General features: G+C 32.7%; 26 protein-coding genes. 6 read left to right on the forward strand and 20 right to left on the reverse strand.

All coding sequences use genetic code 11. The features are described 5' to 3' along the window. Nucleotides 1-13 precede the first annotated feature (13 nt). The 3 genes from E2558_RS04040 to E2558_RS04050 are packed head-to-tail and all read right to left on the reverse strand — an operon-like array spanning nt 14 to nt 2,011. A complete protein-coding gene (locus tag E2558_RS04040) occupies nt 14-751 on the reverse strand; it encodes a pseudouridine synthase (RefSeq protein WP_126566920.1) in 738 nt (245 codons plus the stop codon). After that, nucleotides 748-1,287, reverse strand: a complete 540-nt coding sequence (gene scpB / locus E2558_RS04045) for an SMC-Scp complex subunit ScpB (RefSeq protein WP_126566921.1) — start codon at nt 1,285-1,287, stop codon at nt 748-750. Before scpB ends, E2558_RS04040 begins: the two co-directional genes overlap by 4 nt. Then, on the reverse strand, nt 1,280-2,011 hold the full coding sequence (locus tag E2558_RS04050; RefSeq protein WP_126566922.1) for a segregation and condensation protein A: 732 nt from the start codon (nt 2,009-2,011) through the stop codon (nt 1,280-1,282). The genes scpB and E2558_RS04050 overlap by 8 nt, the downstream gene beginning before the upstream one ends. A 94-nt stretch (nt 2,012-2,105) precedes the next feature. Between E2558_RS04050 and E2558_RS04055 the strand changes: the two genes are divergently transcribed. Next, nucleotides 2,106-2,612: a DUF309 domain-containing protein gene (locus tag E2558_RS04055; RefSeq protein ID WP_126566923.1), complete on the forward strand. Its 507-nt coding sequence runs from the start codon at nt 2,106-2,108 to the stop codon at nt 2,610-2,612. Between the two features lie 244 nt (nt 2,613-2,856). Here the strand turns inward: E2558_RS04055 and xerD are convergent, their stop codons facing one another. The 3 genes from xerD to E2558_RS04070 all read right to left on the reverse strand — a co-directional run bounded on the left by xerD (nt 2,857) and on the right by E2558_RS04070 (nt 4,931). Then, complete coding sequence (xerD, locus tag E2558_RS04060; RefSeq protein ID WP_126566924.1) at nt 2,857-3,744, reverse strand: site-specific tyrosine recombinase XerD; 888 nt, start codon at nt 3,742-3,744, stop codon at nt 2,857-2,859. A 93-nt stretch (nt 3,745-3,837) separates the two neighbouring features. Next, entirely contained in the window at nt 3,838-4,284 is a 447-nt protein-coding gene (fur, locus tag E2558_RS04065; RefSeq protein WP_126566925.1) for a ferric iron uptake transcriptional regulator, read from the reverse strand. 104 nt (nt 4,285-4,388) lie between these two features. Then, nucleotides 4,389-4,931, reverse strand: a complete 543-nt coding sequence (locus E2558_RS04070) for an NUDIX domain-containing protein (protein WP_126566926.1) — start codon at nt 4,929-4,931, stop codon at nt 4,389-4,391. 81 nt (nt 4,932-5,012) lie between these two features. On the opposite strand from E2558_RS04070, the gene E2558_RS04075 reads away from it, so the two are divergent. After that, a complete protein-coding gene (locus E2558_RS04075; protein WP_126566927.1) occupies nt 5,013-5,927 on the forward strand; it encodes an aldo/keto reductase in 915 nt (304 codons plus the stop codon). A gap of 56 nt (nt 5,928-5,983) precedes the next feature. Here the strand turns inward: E2558_RS04075 and E2558_RS04080 are convergent, their stop codons facing one another. Both E2558_RS04080 and E2558_RS04085 read right to left on the reverse strand, forming a co-directional pair. Continuing rightward, nucleotides 5,984-6,226: a hypothetical protein gene (locus tag E2558_RS04080; protein ID WP_126566928.1), complete on the reverse strand. Its 243-nt coding sequence runs from the start codon at nt 6,224-6,226 to the stop codon at nt 5,984-5,986. Nucleotides 6,227-6,248: 22 nt separating this feature from the next. Continuing rightward, on the reverse strand, nt 6,249-7,004 hold the full coding sequence (locus E2558_RS04085) for an SDR family NAD(P)-dependent oxidoreductase (RefSeq protein ID WP_126566929.1): 756 nt from the start codon (nt 7,002-7,004) through the stop codon (nt 6,249-6,251). 251 nt (nt 7,005-7,255) lie between these two features. Here E2558_RS04085 and proC point away from each other — a divergent pair, with 251 nt between their 5' ends. After that, complete coding sequence (proC, locus tag E2558_RS04090) at nt 7,256-8,071, forward strand: pyrroline-5-carboxylate reductase (protein ID WP_126566930.1); 816 nt, start codon at nt 7,256-7,258, stop codon at nt 8,069-8,071. Between the two features lie 65 nt (nt 8,072-8,136). On the opposite strand, the gene rnz is transcribed toward proC, so the two are convergent. Then, the gene (rnz, locus tag E2558_RS04095) at nt 8,137-9,057 is read right to left on the reverse strand and encodes a ribonuclease Z (protein WP_126566931.1); all 921 of its coding nucleotides are present in this window, start codon (nt 9,055-9,057) and stop codon (nt 8,137-8,139) included. 247 nt (nt 9,058-9,304) lie between these two features. Here rnz and zwf point away from each other — a divergent pair, with 247 nt between their 5' ends. Next, complete coding sequence (gene zwf, locus E2558_RS04100; protein WP_126566932.1) at nt 9,305-10,792, forward strand: glucose-6-phosphate dehydrogenase; 1,488 nt, start codon at nt 9,305-9,307, stop codon at nt 10,790-10,792. Between the two features lie 184 nt (nt 10,793-10,976). After that, nucleotides 10,977-11,840 (forward strand): AraC family transcriptional regulator, encoded by an 864-nt coding sequence (locus E2558_RS04105; protein WP_126566933.1) that lies wholly within the window; start codon nt 10,977-10,979, stop codon nt 11,838-11,840. A 194-nt stretch (nt 11,841-12,034) separates the two neighbouring features. Here E2558_RS04105 and E2558_RS04110 read toward each other — a convergent pair whose 3' ends face one another. The 5 genes from E2558_RS04110 to E2558_RS04130 all read right to left on the reverse strand — a co-directional run bounded on the left by E2558_RS04110 (nt 12,035) and on the right by E2558_RS04130 (nt 17,800). After that, on the reverse strand, nt 12,035-12,136 hold the full coding sequence (locus tag E2558_RS04110) for a type I toxin-antitoxin system Fst family toxin (protein ID WP_126566934.1): 102 nt from the start codon (nt 12,134-12,136) through the stop codon (nt 12,035-12,037). A gap of 192 nt (nt 12,137-12,328) precedes the next feature. Next, nucleotides 12,329-13,975 carry a glycoside hydrolase family 13 protein gene (locus tag E2558_RS04115; protein WP_126566935.1) on the reverse strand — a complete coding sequence of 549 codons (1,647 nt, stop codon included), beginning with the start codon at nt 13,973-13,975 and terminating at the stop codon, nt 12,329-12,331. After that, nucleotides 13,975-15,000: a LacI family DNA-binding transcriptional regulator gene (locus tag E2558_RS04120; protein WP_126566936.1), complete on the reverse strand. Its 1,026-nt coding sequence runs from the start codon at nt 14,998-15,000 to the stop codon at nt 13,975-13,977. The genes E2558_RS04115 and E2558_RS04120 overlap by 1 nt, the downstream gene beginning before the upstream one ends. Nucleotides 15,001-15,192: 192 nt before the next feature. Further along, entirely contained in the window at nt 15,193-16,599 is a 1,407-nt protein-coding gene (gene gndA, locus E2558_RS04125; protein ID WP_126566937.1) for an NADP-dependent phosphogluconate dehydrogenase, read from the reverse strand. Nucleotides 16,600-16,675: 76 nt separating this feature from the next. Next, the gene (locus E2558_RS04130) at nt 16,676-17,800 is read right to left on the reverse strand and encodes a M20/M25/M40 family metallo-hydrolase (RefSeq protein ID WP_126566938.1); all 1,125 of its coding nucleotides are present in this window, start codon (nt 17,798-17,800) and stop codon (nt 16,676-16,678) included. 169 nt (nt 17,801-17,969) lie between these two features. On the opposite strand from E2558_RS04130, the gene prli42 reads away from it, so the two are divergent. After that, nucleotides 17,970-18,065, forward strand: a complete 96-nt coding sequence (gene prli42, locus E2558_RS12320; RefSeq protein WP_160148974.1) for a stressosome-associated protein Prli42 — start codon at nt 17,970-17,972, stop codon at nt 18,063-18,065. Between the two features lie 92 nt (nt 18,066-18,157). Here the strand turns inward: prli42 and E2558_RS04135 are convergent, their stop codons facing one another. The 6 genes from E2558_RS04135 to lpdA form a co-directional block, all read right to left on the reverse strand. Next, complete coding sequence (locus E2558_RS04135; protein ID WP_126566939.1) at nt 18,158-19,135, reverse strand: aromatic acid exporter family protein; 978 nt, start codon at nt 19,133-19,135, stop codon at nt 18,158-18,160. Nucleotides 19,136-19,148: 13 nt separating this feature from the next. Beyond that, on the reverse strand, nt 19,149-19,586 hold the full coding sequence (gene brxB, locus E2558_RS04140; protein WP_126566940.1) for a bacilliredoxin BrxB: 438 nt from the start codon (nt 19,584-19,586) through the stop codon (nt 19,149-19,151). Between the two features lie 103 nt (nt 19,587-19,689). Continuing rightward, the gene (locus tag E2558_RS04145) at nt 19,690-21,003 is read right to left on the reverse strand and encodes a dihydrolipoamide acetyltransferase family protein (RefSeq protein ID WP_126566941.1); all 1,314 of its coding nucleotides are present in this window, start codon (nt 21,001-21,003) and stop codon (nt 19,690-19,692) included. Between the two features lie 12 nt (nt 21,004-21,015). Further along, a complete protein-coding gene (locus tag E2558_RS04150; protein WP_126566942.1) occupies nt 21,016-21,999 on the reverse strand; it encodes an alpha-ketoacid dehydrogenase subunit beta in 984 nt (327 codons plus the stop codon). Continuing rightward, on the reverse strand, nt 21,992-22,993 hold the full coding sequence (locus tag E2558_RS04155; protein WP_126566943.1) for a thiamine pyrophosphate-dependent dehydrogenase E1 component subunit alpha: 1,002 nt from the start codon (nt 22,991-22,993) through the stop codon (nt 21,992-21,994). Before E2558_RS04155 ends, E2558_RS04150 begins: the two co-directional genes overlap by 8 nt. A gap of 17 nt (nt 22,994-23,010) precedes the next feature. Continuing rightward, nucleotides 23,011-24,435: a dihydrolipoyl dehydrogenase gene (gene lpdA, locus E2558_RS04160; RefSeq protein ID WP_126566944.1), complete on the reverse strand. Its 1,425-nt coding sequence runs from the start codon at nt 24,433-24,435 to the stop codon at nt 23,011-23,013. Between the last annotated feature and the right edge of the window lie 119 nt (nt 24,436-24,554).

The raw sequence follows: 24,554 nt of genomic DNA on the forward strand, positions 1-24,554 counted from the left end.
AATTAACGATATTTTATTTTCCGTTTTCAGCCATATGTCTTAATACTTTTACTTCATGAGGAGTTAAAACTCTACCTTTACCTACGTTTAAACCTTTTAAATTTAAGTTTCCAAATTCAATTCTAGTTAATTTATCAACTTTATGGCCGAAGTGTTCGAACATACGTCTTACTTGTCTATTACGTCCTTCACTAATAGTAATTTCTACAAGCGTAGTATTCTTTTCTTTATCTTGTTTCTTGACTTTGACTTGTGCTGGTTGTGTGAAACCATCTTCAAGTTCAATACCATGTTCTAATGCTTTAACTTCTTCTCGCATAAGGTAACCTTTTAATTTGGCTACATATTTTTTTTGAATGTGATATCTTGGGTGTGTCATTAAGTTAGTGAATTCTCCATCATTTGTTAGTAATAACAACCCAGATGTATCATAATCTAATCGCCCAACTGGATATATACGTGTTTCTAAATCATCAAAGTAATCAGTGACTACTGTACGCCCTCTATCATCTGAGACGCTTGTGATAACTTGAGTGGGCTTATAAAATAAAATATACATTTTATCTTCTTGTTCAATTTTTATGCCTTCAACTTCAACTGTGTCTGACGGTTTCACTTTTGTTCCAAGCTCAGTCACTACTTGCCCATTAACTTTTACTTTTCCTTCTGCAATTAAAGTTTCAGCTTTTCTGCGTGACGTATAACCACTATTAGCAATTCTTTTCTGTAATCTTTCTAATTCTTTGCTCATTTTGAGTCTCCTTTTTGGTTTATAAGGTTACTGAAGAAATCTTCCATTTCTTCTTCATCTTCTTCAGTAGTTGGTAAATCTTCAATTTTTTCAATTCCAAATACATTTAAAAATAGATCAGTCGTATTTAAAAGATGGCTTCGCGATTGTTCATTATCCTTAGCTTCAATTAATCCACGTGCGATGAGCGTACGAACTGCTCCATCTGAATTGATTCCTCTAATTAATTCTATATCACTTCTAGTTAAAGGTTGATTATATGCAATAATGGATAAAGTTTCCATGGCAGCTTGTGAAAGTTTCATGTTAGATTTTTGTTCAACCAACTGTTCTATATATGAAGCGGCTTCTTTTTTTGATGTTAAAATGTAAATGTTTCCGTACTTTTGAATAGCAAGTCCTTCTGACTGATAAGATTCAATAAGGTCGGATAAAGCTTTTAAATCGATATCTAATATTTCAGCTAGTTGAGTTGCTTCTAAACCTTCATCACCTACTGTATATAATAGTGCTTCTAAAATACCTATATTATCCAATGTTGAAATTCACTCCTCTAACGATGTTTATATCATCAAAACTTTTAGACTGTTCTAAGTTGATTAAACCAGCTTTTGACATTTCTAAAATAGCTAAAAAATGAGTCACTACGTGTTCAATAGGCTCATGAAATGTAAATAAGCTAAAGAAGTTGAATGATGATTTACTGCGCAATTGATGTGTTACCTTTTCAGTAGCTAGTTGAATGGTAAAAGACTCTTTTGTAATTTCCACAGTTTTTGGTGTATTTAAAGCCACTCTATTTTTAACACGTTGATAAGCTACAATTAAATCAGTTAAATCTATCGTTTGGTTACTATCCCAAGTTGTGTCTTTTTCAAGATGTGATAAATCAGTAGGATGTTTAGTAAAGTATAATTCACGTTCTTCTTTTTTGGCATTTAATAACATTGTATATTCTTTATAATTTTGATATTCAATTAATCTCCCTACTAAGTCTTCTCGGGGGTCTTCTTCTAACTCATCTACCGTTGCATGTTGAGGTAATAATAATTTACTTTTAATCATTAGTAGTTCCGAAGCCATAACTAAATATTCACTGGCCAAATTGATTTCTAGTTGTTTCATTGCATGTACATATTGCATATATTGTTCAGTTAGGGCTTTCATTGGTATATCATAAATATCAATTTCGTACTTTTGTATCAAATGTAATAATAAATCTAGAGGGCCATTAAAGGCATCTAACTTAACTTCATACATAATTATCGTCCTTATATTAATTCTGTGTCGTGCATAATTTACTAAAGTATTATAGCATGAATATCATAAACATTTAAATTGAGGTTGAAGTGGAATGGAACGAGCATTAATCGATTTTTATTATCAATTTCATAAGCATCAACATTATTTTTTATGCCATGATATTTTAGAAGATGCTTGGAAAGCTAATCCCCATTTTTCTAAAAATGATGCTATTGTAAGTCTTATATTATTTACTACTGCTATGTATCATTATAGAAGAGAAAATTACATTGGAGCATTGAAAAGCTGTAAAAAGGCATTTGTTACATTTCAAAATGCTAAGGACAAATCGAGTGTGGGTCTATATGAAAATAGTTATAAAGCTTTATTGAATACTCAAATCGAAAAAATAACACTACACAAACAATTCACTCCTGTAAAATTGCCTATTAACAAGCAATTTGAAGATAACATTTATACAGAAATGCCAGATTATGAATTTAACGAATTTGTAATCAAAGATGATTACATCGTACATCATCACCTGCTTAGAGATCGAAGTGAAGTGATTGCTGCTCGACAACAAGCCCTTCTAGATAAGAAAAATAACATGTCATGAAATATGACTTATAAAGAAAAGTACGGAAGTTTTCATCGGTAAAATGAGTTGAATCATGTGAAGATTTTTGTATTTAAAGTACTGCGTTAGTTTGGTTCAATGATGTTTATTAAATTCTTCGAAAGTGACCTATTTTTCAAAGTATAATAATGTCTAATTATAAAAGAAGCCAGTGAATGACTTGAAAAATCATTTACTGGCTATACTTCTAGGTATTATGTCCTAAATTCTTATAATTATAAATTTAAGCTCTTGGATGGAATTGGTTATACATTTGACGTATTTGAGATTTAGAAACGTGCGTATAAAGTTGAGTAGTTGAAATATCTGAATGACCTAACATTTCTTGTACTGCACGTAAATCAGCACCATTTTCAAGTAAATGTGTAGCAAAAGAATGACGAAGTGTGTGTGGTGTTAAAGTTTTATTGATGTTGGCTTTTAAGCCATACTGTTTAATCATTTTCCAAATACCTTGGCGTGTCAATGGTCGGCCATGCATATTGAGAAATAATACATTAGTAATTGTCTTTTTCAATAATAGAGGACGCACTTTTTCTAAATAAGTATCTAAAAATTCAATAACTGTATCCCCTAAAGGTATAATTCTTTCTTTATTCCCTTTTCCAAACACTCTGACAAATCCCATAATTAAATTAATATCTTCAATTTCTATATTAATTAATTCTGATACACGCATGCCTGTAGCATATAAAAGCTCTAAAATTGTGCGGTCGCGATAACCATTATTTTTATTTAAATCAGGTGTTTCAAGAAGTTGAACAACTTCTTCTACTTCTAACACATCGGGTAGTTTCTTTTCATATTTAGGTGTCTCAATCAGTACTGTAGGATCTTTAGCGGCATATTTCTCACGTAATGCAAATTGATGAAAACTTCGAATTGTTGAGATAAAACGAGCAATTGATTTCGAAGACGCACCTTCGTCAATAAAATGGCCGAGGCATTCTTGAATAACTTGACGGTCAATAAAATCAATATGTGCAATTTTATGTTCTTTCATATAAGCTTCATATTTAGCTAAATCTCTTCTATAGGCACCGATTGTATTCTCACTTAAACCTTTTTCAATCTGTATAAATTTCAAATATTCTTCAATAATCGTATTCATATTTCCACCTTCATTGATATAGAAAAATGGAGTGAAACAAATTCTAAGTGCTTGTTTCACTCCGACGTCTAAAATTGTTTTAAATTAGCTAAATTATTTACCTTTAGCTTGGCACTCGGCACAGACGCCATGAAATGTTAATCTATGGTCTAAAATGCTAAAATTATATTCTGATTCAACACGTTCTTCTACTTGAGGTAATAAGTCTTCATGAATTTCATCTACTTTACCACATTCCATACATACAAGATGGTGATGAAAATGTTTTGCGCCTTCTTTTCTTAAATCAAAGCGTGCTACCCCATCGCCGAAATTAATTTTATCTACAACTTTTAATTCGGCTAATAATTCAAGTGTTCTATAAACAGTGGCTAGTCCAATTTCTGGTGCTTTATCTTTAACTTTTAAATAGACATCTTCAGCACTAAGATGATCTTTTTCATTTTCAATTAGAACACGAACCGTTGCCTCACGTTGAGGTGTTAATTTGTAAGATGATTGTTGTAATTGTTGTTTTACTCTGTTTAATCGTTCTTCCATGGGAGCGACACTCCTCTATTAATAATTATAATCATTTTAAAGTGATAATATCTCACATACTAAATTAACAATATTCTCAATAAAAGGCAAGCTTTAAACGGTTGTTATTTAGAATGATTATAATTTAATAATATATACTGTAGGCCAATAATTGTTTTAGCATCTTCGATTTCGTCGCTATCAAGTAAGTCTTTGATTTTATCAATTGGCACTTTGTGAAGCTCTACAAATTCATCATCATCTAAGTTCATTTCCCCTTCACTTAAGTTATCTGAGAAATAGATTGATAGTTTTTCATTAGAAAAGCCAGGTGATCCATACATATGAGTAATGAAGTTTAAATCATTAGCAATATAACCTGTTTCTTCTTCTAATTCACGTTTAGCTGCTTCTTCTCTTTCTTCATCCTCTTCAAGTTTACCGGCTGGAATTTCAAGTAATGGTTTTTCAACAGGTTTACGGTATTGTTTGACTAAGAGGACTTCATTTTCAGGAGTAATTGCACAAACAGCTACTGCCCCATTATGATTTACAATTTCCCTTTTTGATGTTTTACCATCTGGTAGTTCTACATCATGAATTTCTAAGTCAATAATTTTACCATTATAAATTACCGTTCTATCAAATGTTTTTTCATTAAATTCCACTATATTCACGTCCCTTTTAATTCTTAATATAAATTGATAAGATGAATGCGTTACCTAAAGTGTATCGAAAGGAGATTGGACATGCAAAAGAATATATTAAAAAGCGGCATAGAAATTTCGGAATTAGGTTTGGGATGTATGAGTTTAGGTACAAACTATCAAGAAGCTGAACCCATTATTGAAACTGCGATTGAAGAGGGTATCACTTATTTTGATACTGCAGATATTTATGATCGCGGTGTAAATGAAGACATAGTTGGAAAAGCTTTAAAGAAATATCAAAATCGAGATGACATCGTTATTGGTACAAAAGTGGGAAACCGTCCAACTGAGGATGGTGGTACAACTTGGGATCCTTCAAAAAAATATATAAAAGAAAGCGTTAAGGGTTCTTTACAACGTCTTGGTTTAGATCATTTAGATTTATATCAATTACATGGTGGAACAATTGAGGATCCTCTAGATGAGACAATCAGTGCTTTTAATGAACTTAAGCAAGAAGGGATTATTAGAGCATATGGTATTTCTTCAATTCGTCCAAATGTGATTGATTATTATTTAAAACATAGTGAGATTGAAACAATTATGTCTCAATTCAATTTAATTGATAATCGCCCAGAAAAATTACTTAATGACATACACGCTCATCACGTAAAAGTTTTAGCACGTGGTCCTGTATTTAAAGGGTTACTTACTTCAAAAAGCGTAGATGTTTTAGATAAGAAGTTTAAAGATGGCATATTCGATTATGACTACCATGAGTTAGGCGAAACAATTGCTTCAATCAAAGAAGTCGAAAGTAATTTAAGTGCCCTTTCTTTTGAATATTTAACTTCTCACGATGCACTTGGTTCAATTATAGTCGGTGCTAGTTCTGTAGAACAATTGAAAGACAATGTTGAAAATTATAAAAAAACAGTAAGTCTTGATCGTATTAAGGCAGCACGTGAACGTGTGAAAAATTTAGAGTATACACAACATTTAAATACTAAGTAAAATTATTAAAAATCGGAGTAGCAATACGCTGAATACGAATATGCTATTCCGATTTTTTAATATTGTTTTAAATAGTGATATAGTCCCTCATCAGATAGCCCTTTTATTGAAACATTCATTATTTCGCCTCTTAAAACTAGCTCATGAAATTTAAATTCAATAAATTCTTGTTCACTACTTTCTAAAGAATTATAGTATGAATTTCCTAATAAATCTTTAAGTTGAAAAGAAGTTTGTGGTGTCATAGGTTGCAAGTTTTCAACAGCATATTTGACATGTTTATTCACACAACAAATCATCATCATTCCACCTTTGTTCTTGTTAAATTTTATTTTTAAATAAAGGAGTCAACCATTGTTCAAGTGTTCTTGGAGCCAATTGGTAAATTTTTAACAAGTGATACATCCACTTTGGTTGATTAATTTCTTTTTTTCTTTTAATGATGCCTTCTATAATATCTTTAGCTAATTGTTGAGGGTCAATCATGATTGAATCATATGTTTGCGCATATTTTAAACTTGGGTCAGCCTTTTCGTGGAAAGGCGTTTTAATTGGTCCAGGATTCACTGCCATAAAATGAAATTGAGATTCCTCGATACGTAAAGCATTTAAAATAGCATTAAGGGCAGCTTTAGAAGCACCATAATGTGCTGCATTGGCTTGTGTAACGAAAGCGGCCTGACTTGAAATGCCTACGATAGTAGCTTTGTTTGAAAAGTAAGGTCGTAAAATATTGTAGAGTAAATTGAAACTAATCAAGTTTACGTCGTATGTTTCAATCATTTCTTCTGCAGTATGATGTGCAACCGATTTGAAATAGCCTAACCCTGAACTGTAAATAAGTCCATTAATTGGAGTGTTAATGTTAGAGGCGACGTTAGCAATGGCTTCCCTATCTTGTAAATCACAGTGAATCATAGACACTTTTGATTGATAAGGACCAAATTGAATATTATTAAACTTTGTTTTATTTCGTGCTATTACTGTAACATATGCACCTTTTTTTAATAACTGTTTCACTATTTCTAAACCTAGACCACTAGTGCCTCCAGTAACAATATAATGATGACCAATCATATCTCTTCAAACCCCTTTATAAACTTTGTTACTATAGTAACTTATTTTTAATTATTTATAAATGAATAGAAAGTTTAATATGTACTTATTTTTCAATAAAAAACTAAGTTTCTGTAATTAAGAGTTTATGCTGAGAATCAACTGGGATGAAGCTCATGTGTTTAGAAACATTAAATTTTTAAAATTCAAAATAAGTACCTCTTATATGTTACTATAGTGGTATAAAATGAATAGTGAGGGTGATGTTGTTAATGAAATTAGTATTTTATGGTGCTGGTAATATGGCACAAGCGATTTTTAAAGGAATTATTAATTCTAAAACGCTTAATTCCAATGATATTTATCTAACTAATAAGTCAAATGAAGAAAGACTTAAACAATTTGCTGAAGAGTTAGGTGTGGAATACAGTTATGATGATGAAGCGTTATTAAAAGATGCGGATTATGTATTTTTAGGAACTAAACCTTATGATTTTGAAGAAGTCGCAAAACGTATTCAACCACATATTACGGATGAAAATCGATTTATTTCCATTATGGCTGGTTTACCAATTAACTATATTCATGAACAACTTCAAGTAACAAATCCTATTGCGCGTATTATGCCTAATACTAATGCTCAAGTTGGACATTCAGTAACGGGAATTAGCTTTTCAGGAAACTTTGGACCTAAATCTAAAGATGAAGTCATTGAATTAGTAAATGCGTTTGGTTCTGTCATTGAAGTTGACGAAGATCACTTACACCAAGTAACAGCTATTACTGGAAGCGGTCCTGCTTTCCTATATCATGTATTTGAACAATATGTTAAAGCTGGTACTGAATTAGGTCTTGAAAAAGGTCAAGTCGAAGAATCAATCAAAAACTTAATTATTGGTACAAGTAAAATGATAGAACGTTCTGATTTAAGTATGGAACAATTACGTAAAAACATCACTTCTAAAGGTGGTACAACTCAAGCAGGTTTAAATGCTTTAGCACAACACGATATTAAAGGCATATTTGAAGATTGCTTAAACGCTGCCGTTGAAAGAAGTATAGAACTTTCAAAAAGTGAAGATAATTAATACTAAATTTTTATTTAAAAAATCCTATCCGCTTTGATGATGTGGATAGGGTTCTAATTTAATAATTAAATTTTATAAGTTTCGAAGTCTTTAACGAACTCGAAGTTTGGTGTATCTTCAAGTTGTTTTAATTCATCTTTTATTTTATCGATATCTTCATAATTATAACGATTGCTTAGATGTGTAATTAGGCTTTTGCTTACATTAGCTTGTTTAATTAAGCCAAAAACATCATCAATATGGCTATGGTGATAATTGTTTGCTAACGTTTTATCCCCTTCTATATAGGTCGCTTCATGAATCATTACCTCTGCATCTTGTGCAATTATCATTTCATTCTTACAAGGCTTAGTATCACCAAAAATAGATATAATCGGTCCAGGTTTGGCAGGTCCTTTGAAATCATCAGAATTAAATACTTGTCCATTATGTTCGAAAGTATCATACATTTTAACTTCTTGATATTTAGGTCCTGGTTCTAATCCAATTGCTTTTAATGCTTGAACGTCAATTGTGCCAGGTGTTGTTGGGGATTCAATACGATAACCATAAGAAGGTATGCCATGATTTAATAACTTAGCTGATACCGAAAAACCTTTATGATGATATGTAAAATTGTTATCAATCTCAATAAATGTAGTTGGATAATTTAAATGAGATTCTGATAACTTAAGTGAAGATTCAATGTAAGCTCGTATACCCTTGGGTCCAATAATAGTTAGTGGCTTATCTTCTCCACCTTGGAATGAACGACTAGTCAATAATCCAGGTAAGCCAAAAATGTGATCGCCGTGCATATGCGTGATAAATATATGATCCACTTTACCTAGCTTAATTGAATGATGTAAGATTTGATGTTGAGTCCCTTCGCCTACATCAAAAAGCCAAATCGCATTTGAATATGGTTCAAGATTTAAAGCGATGGATTGCGTGTTTCTTTCTTTAGTTGGTAAACCCGCACTCGTCCCGAAAAATGTAACTTCCATGCATATGCCTCCTTTTTCTTCAATATATTTTATCATATGTAGAAGTGATTGTTATAATGAGAAATAAAATAAATAAAATTAAAACGATTTAAGGTATAATGGTATTTATATTATATTAAATTGCGCATTATTCGTTTTGGATGTAAATTTGAATTATAGGACATCTGAAAGGCAAAAATGTAGGAACTACTAATAATTTATTTTATAATAAATAAATCATAGCAATTAAAGAATTGAGGTTTTGAACTTGAGTAAACAAACGAAATACATCCCTTGTTTAATTACTATCTTCGGTGCTACTGGAGATTTAAGTCATAGAAAGTTATTTCCGTCATTATTCCACTTATTCCAACAAGATAATTTAGATGAACACATTGCTATTATAGGAATTGGACGTCGAGATTACACGAATGAAATTTTCCGTGAACAAGTGAAAGCATCTATTGAATCACATGTTGAAGATACTACTCAAATTGATAAATTTATGGAACATGTTTATTATTTCAAACATGATGTTAGTGATGAACAAAGTTATCATGATTTATTAGATTTTTCTAATCAGTTAGATACTCAATATCAATTAAAAGGTAATCGCCTATTCTACTTAGCGATGGCACCTCAATTCTTTGGTATTATTTCTGATTACTTAAAATCATCTGGTCTTACTGAAACAAATGGCTTTAAACGTCTGGTGATTGAAAAACCATTTGGTAGCGACTTAAAATCAGCTGAACAATTAAATAATCAACTTCGTCAATCATTTAAGGAAGAAGAAATATATCGTATTGACCACTATCTTGGTAAAGATATGGTACAAAATATTGAAGTATTACGTTTTGCTAATGCCATGTTCGAACCATTATGGAATAATAAATATATTTCTAATATACAAGTTACATCTTCTGAAATACTCGGTGTCGAAGATCGTGGTGGCTATTATGAATCAAGCGGTGCATTAAAAGACATGGTACAAAACCATATGTTACAAATGGTCGCTTTATTAGCAATGGAAGCCCCTATCAGTCTCAAAAGTGAAGATATCCGTGCTGAAAAAGTTAAAGTATTAAAATCACTTAGACAATTAAAACCTGAAGAAGTGAAAAAGAACTTTGTTCGTGGTCAGTATGATAGAGGCTATATTAACGGTGAAGAAGTTAAAGCGTATCGTGAAGAAGACCGCGTAGCTGAAGATTCAAATACACCTACATTCGTTTCAGGTCGTTTAACTATTGATAATTTCCGTTGGGCAGGTGTGCCATTCTATATTCGAACTGGTAAACGTATGAAATCTAAAACAATTCAAGTTGTAGTAGAATTTAAAGAAGTTCCTATGAATTTATACTATCAAACTGATAAATTGCTTGATTCTAATTTACTCGTTATCAATATTCAACCAAATGAAGGTATCTCACTTCATTTAAATGCTAAGAAAAATATTCAAGGCATTGATACTGAACCTGTACAATTATCATATGCATTAAGTGCACAGGATAAAATGAATACCGTTGACGCATATGAAAATCTATTGTTTGACTGCCTTAAAGGTGACGCGACTAACTTTACTCATTGGGAAGAATTAAAATCAACTTGGAAATTTGTTGATATCATTCAAGATGAATGGACAATGAATGAACCTTCATGTTTCCCTAATTATCAATCTGGTACTAATGGTCCATTGGAAAGTGATTTATTGTTAAGTCGTGACGGAAATCATTGGTGGGACGACATTCAATAAAACGTATATAGTTCATGAGGAGGACAAATATGAGTTTGAATCTAAATGATTTAAACTCATATTCTGTCCTTCTTCCATTATTTTTTGAAAAAGTTATTAAATATAGCACACGTTAAGATGTATATTTTTATAAAATAAGGTAAAATATGTATTAATTGATTGTAAAATTATTGGAGTGAAAGTTTTGGACGTTATCAAGCAGATACAACAGGCAATCGTATATATTGAGGATCGTTTATTAGAGCCGTTTAATTTGCAAGATTTAAGTGATTACGTTGGTCTTTCTCCTTACCATCTAGATCAATCATTTAAAATGATTGTAGGACAATCACCAGAGAGTTATGCACATGCTAGAAAAATGACTGTAGCTGCTAGAGAAATGATGCTTAGCGCTTCAAGATTAGTTGATGTAGCTAAAAAGTACAATTATGCAAGTTCAAATGAATTTGCTAATGATTTTAGTGATTTTCATGGTATCTCACCTATTCAAGCATCTGCTAAAAAAGATGAGTTAAAATTGCAAGAACGATTGTATATTAAATTAACGACTACTGAACGTGCACCTTATCCATATAGATTAGATACTACTGATGATATACCATTAGTTGGATATGCTCGATTTGTTGAAGCGGATAACTTATCTAACCCCTTTAAAGTTCCTGATTTTTTAGAAGATTTATTCAACGATGGTAGATTAAAAGAATTGAAAAGATATAATAATATAAGCCCTTATGAAGTATTTGTCATTACTTGCCCGTTAGATGAAGGTGTAGAAATATTTGTTGGCGTCCCAAGTGAACGCTATCCAGCACATTTAGAAAGTAGATTGTTACCGGGTAGACATTATGCTAAATTCAATTTAAAAGGCGAAATTGATTATGCAGTTAATGAAGCTTGGTATTATATAGAATCAAGTTTGCAACTCACTTTACCCTATGAACGAGACAGCTTGTATGTTGAAATTTATCCTTTTGATTTCTCATTTGAGGACCCATTCACTAAAATTCAACTTTGGTTACCTATTAAACAAGAAAATTACGATATATAAATTATTAAATAAAATAAGTGCGATTAATGAGCTGATAACTAGAGCGCATTAACCGCTTTTTTTAGGTAAATATTTTTGCAATATTCTACGCTCTAGTGCTATAATGCAATTAACAAGAGCTTCGTGCATTTTATGCACCAATCCCCTCACTATTGCGAGTAGTGAGGGGATTTTTTACTGGTGTGGCTTGTCGCCTATTTTTTCTTATTATTGCGTGTACGTAGCCATTGCGCAAATAACGCAACAATACAACCACTTATGGCTGTGGTCGTGATGTGAACAAGAGCTTCGACCATCTTATATGCACCCCCTCTCTGCGTCTAAATTGACGCCTGAGAGATAGGCGACTTTATTATTATATCATCTCTAATTATTAAGTAATAGATAACTTTCTCTATAGAAGATGACCTTCCTTAATTGTTACAATACTTTAAGAAAATGAAACGAGGTGAAGATAATATTTAAATTGTCTTCACCTCGTATGCATATTATATTTCAGCTACAAAAGCTTCAAACGGTTTGAGAGATGTTACGTCTAACGGACTATCATAGTTGTGTAGTTTAATTGCTTCACTACCTACCTCAAATGGTAGTGATAATTGTGCAGATTTATCTGTTAAATTCCCTGCCACAACTACTGTTTTACCATCTAATTTACGCGTATAAGCAAATACATTTTCATTTTCTGCATCAACTAAGTCAAATTGTCCATAAGTATAAATATCGTTTGATTTCTTCAATTGAATTAATTTTTTATAAAAATTAAGTACTGATTTTTCATCTTCCAATTGTTGTGCTACATTGATGTCTTTATAGTTCGGATTGACTGGGAACCAAGGTGTACCTTTAGTAAAGCCTCCATTTATAGAATCATTCCATTGCATTGGTGTACGTGAATTATCACGATTTTCCATTTTATATTTATCTAGTAATTGATTAACATCTCCGCCTAGTTCTTTTACAATTTGGTACTCGTTTTTAACTGCCACGTCATTAAAGGTTTCGATACTTTCAAATGGATAATTTGTCATACCAATTTCTTGTCCTTGATAAATAAATGGCGTTCCTTGTTGAAGGAAATAAACTATTGCATGACTCGTAGCAGACTCATACCAGTATTCTTTATCATTACCCCATGTAGAAACTCTACGTGGCTGATCGTGATTTTCAATAAATAAAGCATTCCATCCTACGCCTTCTAATTTCTTTTGCCAACGGTTTAACACATCTTTATACGCTTTAACATCGAATTGTGAGTCGCCTGTACTCCATAAACCTAAATGTTCAAATTGGAAAATCATATTAAACTTACCTTTATCTTCTCCAACCCACTCTTCTGCATTATCAGGATTGACGCCATTCGCCTCTCCTACAGTCATAATGTCATACTTAGAAAGAGATTCATCTTTCATTTCTTGTAACCATTCTTGAATACCTGGTTGATTCATATCTACATCAAATGCTGGTGCATATTTTTTCCCCTCAGGTACTGGTAAATCTCCGGCTTCGAATGTTTTTTTAATATGCGTAATGGCATCTACTCGGAAGCCATCAATTCCTTTTTCAAACCACCAATTCATCATATCAAATACTGCTTTACGTACTTCTGGATTATCCCAGTTTAAATCAGGTTGTTTTTTACTAAATAAGTGGAAGTAATATTGATCTGTGACTTCATCAAATTGCCAAGTTGACCCATTAAAGATGCTTTCCCAATTATTAGGTTCAGAGCCATCAGGTTTAGGATCTGCCCAAATATACCAATCTCGTTTAGGATTATCTTTGCTTGATTTCGACTCAATAAACCAAGGGTGTTCATCTGACGTATGATTTACAACTAAATCTAAGATGAGTTTCATGCCTCTCTCATGGACGCCTTCTAATAAGCGGTCGAAATCTTCCATTGTGCCAAATTCATCCATAATTTCTTGATAATCACTAATGTCATAACCATTATCATCGTTAGGCGATTGATACATAGGACTTAGCCAAATCACATCTATTCCCAAGTCTTTTAAGTAATCTAACTTTTCAATAACGCCTGGTAAATCACCTATTCCGTCATTATTACTATCTTTGAAACTTCTTGGGTAAACTTGATACGCTACTGCTTCTTTCCACCAATTTTTAGTCATTATTGATTCTCCTTTGTCAACTTTTTAGTAGATTGTCTAATTTCTAAATGTGTTTCTATTTCTTTTTCTGAAAATGACACAGGTAACCCTTTTAATAGATTAATGATTGTTGCGCCAGCTTCTTTACCTAACAAATCAGGGTTAATGCAGACGCTAGTTTGTGGCGGTGCTGCATTTTCAGTCAAATAAGAAGTATTAAAAGTACAGGTTTGAATAGTATTAGGTACATTAAAGTGATAATCATATAAAATACTAAGTACTTGAAGGTTTAACATTACATCAGAAGTAATAAGCGCAGTAGGTTTAAGCGAATGATTATTAATACAATAATGTTCAATAATCTTATTTATTGAATGTCGAGACGTTGCCTCTTCAACTGCATATTGGATTGTAAAATCCTCACAAATATTTCTAAAGCCATCTTCTCTATCTTTAGTCACAGCAAAATCTCCTGGCTCTCTAAGAAAAAGGATGTATCTATGACCTAAATTATACAAATACTGTGTTAATAGTTCAGCGGCCTTAATATTATTGTTGTCAATATGAATGACATCATTATAATTAAGAGGTTTACCAACCACGATATAAGGAAGACTTTGCTCATGAAGTAGTTTCTCAATTTCATCATTCTCTTTAGAATATAAGAGTATAAAACCATCTACACTTCGCGATTGAATCATTTGTTTAACTTCAATAAATAGCTCATTTGAATGTTCAGATACCGTCATTTTGGTTGAATAGCCGTGACGATTACATTCTTGATGAATGCCATTAAGCACATCACTATTAAAAGGATTTTGCCTCACATTGGAGGATGAACTTTTAATAATTAAACCAATTGTTAAAGTTTTGTTTGTAATTAATGTGCGAGCAGCTTGATTAGGACTATAGCCTAATTTGTCCATAGCTTCTCTAACTCTGTTCGCAGTTGCTTCAGTAATCTTAGGGTTATTCCGAATCACTCTTGAAACGGTCGATATTGATACATTCGCCTCAGAAGCTACATCTTTAATGGTTGTCTTCATTCATAAGAAACCACACTTTCTTTTAAAAATAGGTAAGCGCTTACAACAAGCTATATCTCTATCTTAAAAATATATGAATAAGAAGTCAACGATTTTGTGCAAACGATTGCACAATATTTGCAAAAAAATGAAGTAGTAACATAAATAGCTACTACTCCATGAAAATATACTATTTTTTAGTTTCGAAAAGGTTTATTCTTCTACCCATTGAGTATGGAATACGCCTTCTTTATCTTTACGTTCATAAGTGTGAGCGCCGAAATAGTCACGTTGAGCTTGAATTAAGTTAGCTGGTAAATCTTCTGAACGGTAACTATCATAATAGTTTACACTTGCAGAGAAACCAGGTGTTGGTACACCATTACGAACACCAGTCGCAACAACATCTCTTAACGCATCTTGATATTCAGTAACAATACCTTTGAAGTATGGATCTAATAAAAGATTTTGTAATTTTGCATTATTATCATAAGCGTCTTTAATTTTTTGTAAGAATTGTGCACGGATGATACAACCTTCACGCCAAATCATAGCAAGGTCACCTAGTTTAAGGTTCCATTCATTTTCCTCACTTGCTTTACGCATTTGAGCAAACCCTTGAGCATATGAGCAGATTTTACTCATGTATAAAGCTTTGCGAATTTTTTCTAAGAAGTCTTCTTTATTACCGTCGAATTTAACTTCAGGGCCGTTTAACTCTTTAGATGCATTGACACGTTCTTGTTTAATTGAAGAAATGAAACGTGCAAATACAGATTCAGTAATAATTGTTAAAGGAATACCTAATTCTAATGCGTTGATTGAAGTCCATTTACCAGTACCTTTTTGACCAGCTGTATCAAGAATTTTTTCAACTAAAGCTTCATTATTTTCATCTAGTTTAGTGAAAATGTCACCAGTGATTTCAATTAAGTAACTTTCTAATTCACCAGCGTTCCATTCTTTGAAAGTTTTAGAGATTTCTTCGTGAGACATACCTAATAAATCTTTCATCATTGCATAACTTTCAGCAATTAATTGCATGTCTGCATATTCGATACCATTATGCACCATTTTTACGTAATGACCTGCACCATTAGGACCAATGTATTCTACGCATGAAGCGCCATCTTTAGCTTTAGCAGCGATAGCATCTAAAATATTACTTACTTTATTATAAGCAGCTTCTTGACCACCTGGCATTAATGAAGGACCAGTAAGCGCACCAACTTCACCGCCAGATACACCCATTCCAATAAAGTTAATACCACTTTCTGCTAATGCTTTGTTACGACGAATAGTATCTTGATAATTTGTATTTCCGCCATCAATTAAAATATCATCATCATCTAATAAAGGTAATAAGCTGTCAATTGTTGCATCAGTAGCTGGACCAGCTTTAACCATTAATAAAATTTTACGTGGTTTCTCTAATGAATTAACAAATTCTTCTAAAGAATATGTTGGGTGAATTTGTTTACCTTCTGATTCTTTCACCATTTCATCCGTTTTTTCACTTGAACGGTTATATACTGATACACTGTAACCACGTGATTCAATATTCCATGCTAGGTTTTTACCCATTACAGCTAATCCTACTACACCTATTTGTTGAGTCATATTACTTACCTCTCTCATTCGATTTTTTCAATAGTATTGTATCACAAAACTTGAAAAGACTTCACTAAACTAATAACTATTCACTGACTAATTCAATGATTTTTAATAACTGTTGTGCCAATTGATTTAAAGACTCCACAGCTATACGTTCAGAAGTAGTATGAATATGCTCATACCCTACGCCAAGGATGACTGTTGGAATACCAAATGTATTAATGATACTTCCATCTGAACCACCACCAGCAATAACAGTATTACCACTAAGTCCTAGTGCATGAGCACTGTTAATTGCATATTGAGTCACTTGATTGTCATCTTCAATTTTAAAGCCTGGATAACTTTTTTCTATTTCTACTTTAGCTTGACCGCCTAATTCTTGAGCAGTTGTTTCAAATACTTCTTTCATATGAGCAACTTGTTTATCAATACTTTCATCATTATGAGAGCGTGCTTCAGCTTCAATAATCACTTCATCAGCTACTATATTAGTGGCTGATCCACCATGGAATTTACCAATATTGGCCGTTGTGTAATCATCAATTTGACCTAAACTCATTTTGCTAATCGCTTTAGCTGCAATGTTGATTGCACTGATACCTTCATTAGGTGTACTCGCATGTGCAGTTTTACCAAGAATAGTTGTTTTTAATACCATTTGTGTCGGCGCACCTACTACAGTAGTACCAACAGGTTGACTCGCATCCACTGCATAACCAAATTGAGCATCAAGCATGGATGGATCTAATTCTTTAGCGCCTTTTAATCCAGATTCCTCTCCAACAGTAATCACAAATTGAATTTGTCCATGAGGAATATTATTTTCTTTTAATACTTCTATCGCTTCAATAATAGCCGCTAAACCAGCTTTATCATCTGAACCAAGAACAGTTGTACCATCAGAATAAATATAACCATCATCTTTAACTTGAGGTTTCACATCAATACCTGGAACAACAGTATCCATATGACTAGTAAAATAAATATTCGAAACATCTTTTTTAGTCGTTGTGCTTGGTAATGTACAAATTAAATTATTAGCACCTAACCACTCTTTCTCAGAAGCATTATCTTCTTTTACTTCCAAACCTAAATCTTCAAATCTTTGTTTTAAAATGGGTTGAATGACTTCTTCATGACCCGTTTCAGAATTAATTTGAACTAATTCTAAAAATGTATTTAATAAGCGTTGACTGTTTACCATGCGTAAAAACCCCTTTCTCATATAATTATTATTTTAACTGACTTTCATCAATATCAAAAATAAATTGATTGCCATTTGTATTAAAATCATTTAAGGTTAATTTATATACTATAATTAAACTATAATTAAAGATTTTAAGTAGGAACTTGAAATTTAAGGAGCGGCTAAGTTGAATAATAAAGTTTTAAAAGTGATTATTATCATAATGTTAATTGCTGTTGTAGCAGCTTTACTACTTACAAGTTTAGTACCATTAATGCACTAATAATCTTAAGTTTGAATTAAAGGGTGAAATGTTGAAGTTTAACATTTCACCCTTTATTTTTAAATATGTGAACAATCAAATCATTAATTCATTTATATCTCACTGTGTAATCTTAATGAACCGAATTGAGACTTGATATTCAAATATTCTTCTAATTCATTAAGAATTTGCATCATACTTGCGCGTGATTTTAAAGATTGATGTGTTTTTGGTAAAGGCAATTCATCTAGGGATAAGCGTATTTCATATAAAGAATGCAACCTTAGAGCTGTATAATCATTACTATTTACATTTTCACCAATTTCCCCCAACAAATTAGCTATATCTTCAATTAATGGATCATCTACTGTAATCTGATGGATTAAAGGTTGGATTCTACGTAAGAGTTCAAGTTGTTCCTCTCTCATATCAAAGTAATGATAATACGAATTTTCATTACGACCAAAGTGATTTTTTACATCTCTAAAAGCAATTGATTTAGCTTTTCGAATATCTAGTTGTATCTTGTCAAAAGAAATAGCAAAATCATTATTATAATGGGTACAAGCTTCACTATAGGATTTGAATATTTTCTTAAATCCTGATTCCACTTCTCTTTTAAAATCAAGTAATTTCTTATCTAGACTAGGCATGATTAAGTTCATGATAAATGCAATTCCTAAGCCAATAGTCAATAGGAGTAGTTCATTGATGATTAGATGTAGATTAATTGTTTTTGCATTAAATACATGTAGCAATATTACACAACTCGTCACAACGCCCTCTTGAACGTTTAGCATAACGGTTAATGGAATAAATAATAAGACGATTAAACCAAGTACTACTGCATTTTGACCTAATAAACTAAATATAAATGAGCCAACTAATAGGACCAAAACGCAAGATACAACGCGTGATACAATGGCTTGTACAGAATGTACTTTAGTGTGTTTAATACATAAAACAATAAGGATAGCGCTTGAAGCATAATTATCAAGCCCTATCCATTTCGCTAAGATAACGCCTAGCGTTATCCCTACCGCAGTTTTAAGAGTTCTAAATCCAATCTTATAAGGATTTAACTTTAACATGGGTAGGTTCCTCTTATCTTTCTTCGCAATATTTTTCGAAAAGATTTTGAAGTTGGTTAATAACATCCATGACATCATGGCCTTCAATTTGATGACGTTCAATCATTTCAGTAATTTTACCATCTTTAACTAGAGCAAAAGATGGGCTTGAAGGTGCATAACCTTCAAAATAATCTCGTGCTTGTTGTGTTGCTTCTTTATCTTGGCCAGCAAATACTGTTACTAATCTATCTGGTAATTTATCATAATGTAATGCATGGCTTGCAGCAGGACGTGCGATACCACCTGCACAGCCACATACAGAGTTAACCATAACTAAAGATGTACCGTTTTGTTGTAATACTTTATCCACTTCTTCAGCAGTAGTTAATTGCTCATAACCTGCAGATTCAATTTCATTACGCGCTTGCTCTACCACGCCATTCATATATAAATCAAAATTTAAATCCATGAGAATCACCTTTCTATCATTTCTTTAGTTATTGTCATTTTACTAATTTAACAATCAGAGTTCAAATAGCTTGTCTAATAGTTATAAAACGTCTTCATTAAAATTAATAGATATTAGTGTTATCTACGGAATAATTCTCAATGCGTTGTTTAACTTGAGACATAAAACGACCTGTTTGTACGCCATCAAGAATTCGATGGTCAATAGAGATACATAAATTCACCATGCTTCTAATCGCTATCATATCATCAATAACGACTGGTCGTTTTACAATTGATTCTACTTGTAAGATAGCTGCTTGAGGATGATTAATAATACCCATTGATGACACAGAGCCGAATGTTCCAGTATTATTAACTGTAAATGTACCGCCTGACATGTCTTCTTGAGTTAATTTACCATTGCGTGCTTTAAGCGCTAATTCATTAACTTCTCTTGCAATACCTTTTATAGATTTTTCATCTGCATTTTTAATGACAGGAACGTATAACTTATCTTCATCAGCTACCGCAATAGAAATATTGATATCTTTATGCAATACAATCTCGTTGCCATCCCAACTACTATTTAAGAGTGGATTAGCTTTAAGCGCTTCAGCTACTGCTTTTACGAAGAAAGCAAAATATGTTAAGTTATATCCTTCATTTTCTTTAAAACTATTTTTGTGATAATTTCTCGTTTTTACTAGATTAGTAGCATCTACTTCAACCATCATCCAACCATGTGGAATTTCAGTAACACTTGTAACCATATTTTGTGCAATCGCTTTACGTACACCTTTTACTGGAATTACCTGGTCATGTAGATTTGATGATTGTGAGGTAACTGGGATATTTTGAGTTTTTACTTCATCTTTAGGCGTAGATGACTGTGTTTGTTGAGAAGCATTGTTTTGGCCTGATTTAATATAAGCTTCAATATCCTTTTTAGTAACCCTATTTTCAAAGCCAGTACCAGGAACTAATGATAAATCTATGTTATTTTCTGAAGCAATTTTAAATACTACTGGAGAAAAACGACCATTATTTTTTGGTGTAGATGATTGAGACTGAGATTGTAACGATTGTTGAGACATATTTGTGTTATTGTACTGATCGCTAATTTCATTATTGATAGAAAGTTGATCATCACCACTTAAATTCATATTAAGTTGTTGGTCTTCATTATCATTTGATTCTGATTCATTTGCACTTTCAATTTTGCAAATAACATGATTAATCTCAACTGTTTCACCTTCATTGACACATAGCTCGGTAATGATACCTGAACTAGTCGAAGGTACTTCTGCAGTTACTTTATCAGTGACTACTTCACATAGTGGCTCATATTCATCAACATGGTCTCCTACAGAAACTAACCATTGTTCAATCGTACCTTCGTGTACACTTTCCCCTAATTTTGGCATTTTAATATCCATAATATTGCCTCCTTAAAATTGTGCAAGTTTGCGCATTTTATCTAAGATTTTGTCAGGGTTCATCATTACTTCATTTTCAAGATTAGGTGAAAAAGGCATTGAAGGCACGTCAGGTCCAGCAAGACGCATAATTGGCGCATCTAGATCAAATAAACAGTTTTCAGCAATAATAGCTGCAACTTCTGACATAATGCTACCTTCAAGATTATCCTCTGTAACAAGTAAAATTTTGCCATTATTTTTAGCTCTTTCAATAATTGTTTGTTTGTCTAAAGGATAAACGGTACGTAAATCTACAACTTCTACACTAATACCATCTGCAGCTAAAATATCCGCAGCTTGAAGACAGTAGTTGACGCATAAGCCATATGTAAACACAGTAATATCTTCACCTTCACGTTTAACATCTGCTTTTCCTAATGGAACAGTATAATATTCTTCTGGTACTTTCTCTTTTAGGAAGCGATATGCTTTCTTATGTTCAAAGAATAACACTGGATCATTTGATTCAATAGATGATAATAGTAATCCTTTTGCATCATATGGTGAAGATGGAATAACAATTGTTAATCCAGGTGTAGAGGCAAAAATACTTTCTACACTTTGTGAATGATATAAACCACCATGGACGCCACCGCCGAATGGTGCTCTTATCGTTAGAGGACATTGCCAATCATTATTTGAACGATATCGCATTTTAGCAGCTTCACTAATGATTTGGTTCACTGCAGGTAGAATAAAATCAGCAAATTGAATCTCTGCGATTGGACGTTTTCCTAACATTGCAGCTCCTATAGCAGTACCAATGATGTTTGATTCAGCTAACGGTGTATCTATGACGCGTTCGACGCCATATTTCTCTTGTAAACCACGAGTTGCGCCAAATACGCCACCTTTACGTCCTACATCTTCGCCTAGAATGAAGACATTTTTGTCTTGTTCCATTGCTAAATCTTGTGCCTGTTGAATGGCTTCTATATAGCTCATTTTAGTCATTAGTTATACCTCCTTCAGGGTCATATACAAATTGATACGCTTCGTTTACTGAAGGATAAGGTGCTTGCTCCGCATCTTTAGTCGCCTTATTTACGATCGCTTTATGCTCTTCTTCAACTTCACTCAACCATTCTTCATCAATAATGCCTTGTTCTAGTAAATAGTCTTTAAATTTTAAATTGCAATCTAATGTTTTTAGAGATTCACGTTCTTCTTTAGTACGGTATGTATCGTCATCATCTGAAGAATGAGGTGTCATACGACTAGTAACGGCTTCAATTAGCGTTGCTCCTTCTCCATTTAGAGCTCTTTCTCTAGCATCTTTCATTGCTTTATACATAGCAATCGGATCATTGCCATCAACGGTTTCACCATAAATGCCATAACCAGTAGCTCTATCAGATAAGTTTTCTGCAGCATATTGTAAAGAATCTGGTACAGAAATTGCATATTTATTATTTATAATGACACAAACAAATGGTAATTTATGAACACCTGCGAAGTTTAGACCTTCATGGAAATCACCTTGGTTTGAACTACCTTCACCTACAGTTGCTGTAGCTATATTTGCTTTTCCATCCATTTTTAAAGCTAAAGCAGCTCCTACTGAATGTGGGATTTGCGTTGCTACCGGAGAACTTTGAGATAATATACCTTTTTCACGGTGACTAAAATGTGACGGCATTTGTTTACCACCAGAATTAATATCATCTTTTTTACCAAATGAAGCTAGCAATGTATCATAAGGTGTAATACCCATATAAGTGACAAATGCTAAATCTCTATAGTATGGTGACGAGATATCTCCTTCTTGCATGGCATAAGCCATACCAATTTGCGTTGCTTCTTGACCTTGCCCACTTACAACAAAAGGTATTTTACCTGCACGGTTAAGCAACCATAATCTTTCGTCTACTTTTCTTCCTAAATCCATCCATTTATAAATTTGTTTGAGGTCTTCTTCTGTAAGGCCGACAGATTTATAATCAATCATCCTATATTTCCTCCCTGTTAAACATGAATTGCTCTATTTTCTATTTTTAATCCTAATTCCATTAATACTTCAGATATGGAAGGATGCACATGTGTGGTTAGACCTAATTCTAATGCAGAACCGTTCATAAACTGTAATAGCGCTACTTCGTTTATTAATTCAGAAGCATGTGGTCCTATCATACTTAAACCGATAATTTCCTCACTATCTTGATTAATGACAACCTCACAAAATCCTCGTTGCTTTGCATCTTCCTCGATAACTGCTTTTCCTATTGCGTTAAATGGTGCTTTATATGTACGTGTATTGATTCCTTGAGATTTTGCCATTTCATTATTTAACCCAATGGATGCAATTTCAGGATATGTATATACACATTTAGGCATTAAATCATAATCTAACGGTATTGGTGATGAACTGAACATATGTTCAACTGCAACCACACCTTCTTTTGATGCGACATGTGCAAGCTGTAATTTTCCGATACAATCACCAGCAGCATAGATATGTGCATCTTCTGTTTGTTGAAAATGATTAACCTTGATATAACCAGCATCATCAGTTTTTATTTTTGTATTATTTAAGCCAATGTCAAACGTATTGGGCATACGTCCTATAGCTATTAATACTTTTTCAGCTTCAACTAATTGGTCATTATTCACTGTTATGGATACGTTGTCTTCACTCTTCAAAATTGAAGATTCATCTAATTGACAATTCTCAAAAAAAGTTACGCCTCTTTGCTCTAAACTATCTTTAAGAAATTTTGCGATTTGACTACTTTCCGTCGGCAATATGCGTTCATTTGCTTCAATTACAGAAACTTTTACGCCTAAATCAATTAAAAGTGAAGCAAATTCAAGACCAATTACGCCTCCGCCAATAATCGCTATACTATGAGGTAATTTTGTCATCTCTAATAATTCATTGCTAGAAATAACATATTCTTTATCAAAGTCTAAGAATGGCAATGGTTTAGGGCTTGTTCCAGTAGCAATTAACACATATTGATTTGGTAATAAATCAGACGCTCCATCACTGTATTCCACTGATATTGTACCACTTTGTGGAGAAAAGATTGAAGTGCCCATTATGCGTCCAGTACCATTGTATACATCAATATGATTTCTTTGCATTAATGCATTTACACCTTTATACATTTGTTCAACAATCTCAGTTTTTCTTGACATCATTGTTGAAAAATCAATCGTAAAGTCGCCCACGTTGACACCAAAGCTTGAAGCTTCTTTAACTGTGCGTGTCACTTCGGCCGATTTTAATAATGCTTTAGTTGGGATACAACCTTTGTGTAAACATGTTCCACCTAGCAAAGATTGTTCAACGATAGCTACTGTTTTGTCTAATTGTGAGGCACGAATTGCTGCTACATAACCTGCAGTTCCTCCGCCTAACACGACAAGATCATATTGTTTTTCAGACATGTTCTTACTCCTAACTTGTCTAAACTTAGATAGAGAGCGTGAAACAATTCAGTTCACACCCTCTTGTAAGTCAAAATTATTTATACTTAGTTATTTTACATCAAATTGATAAATTCTGA

Source organism: Staphylococcus pragensis, assembly GCF_004785665.1.
GTDB lineage: Bacteria > Bacillota > Bacilli > Staphylococcales > Staphylococcaceae > Staphylococcus > Staphylococcus pragensis.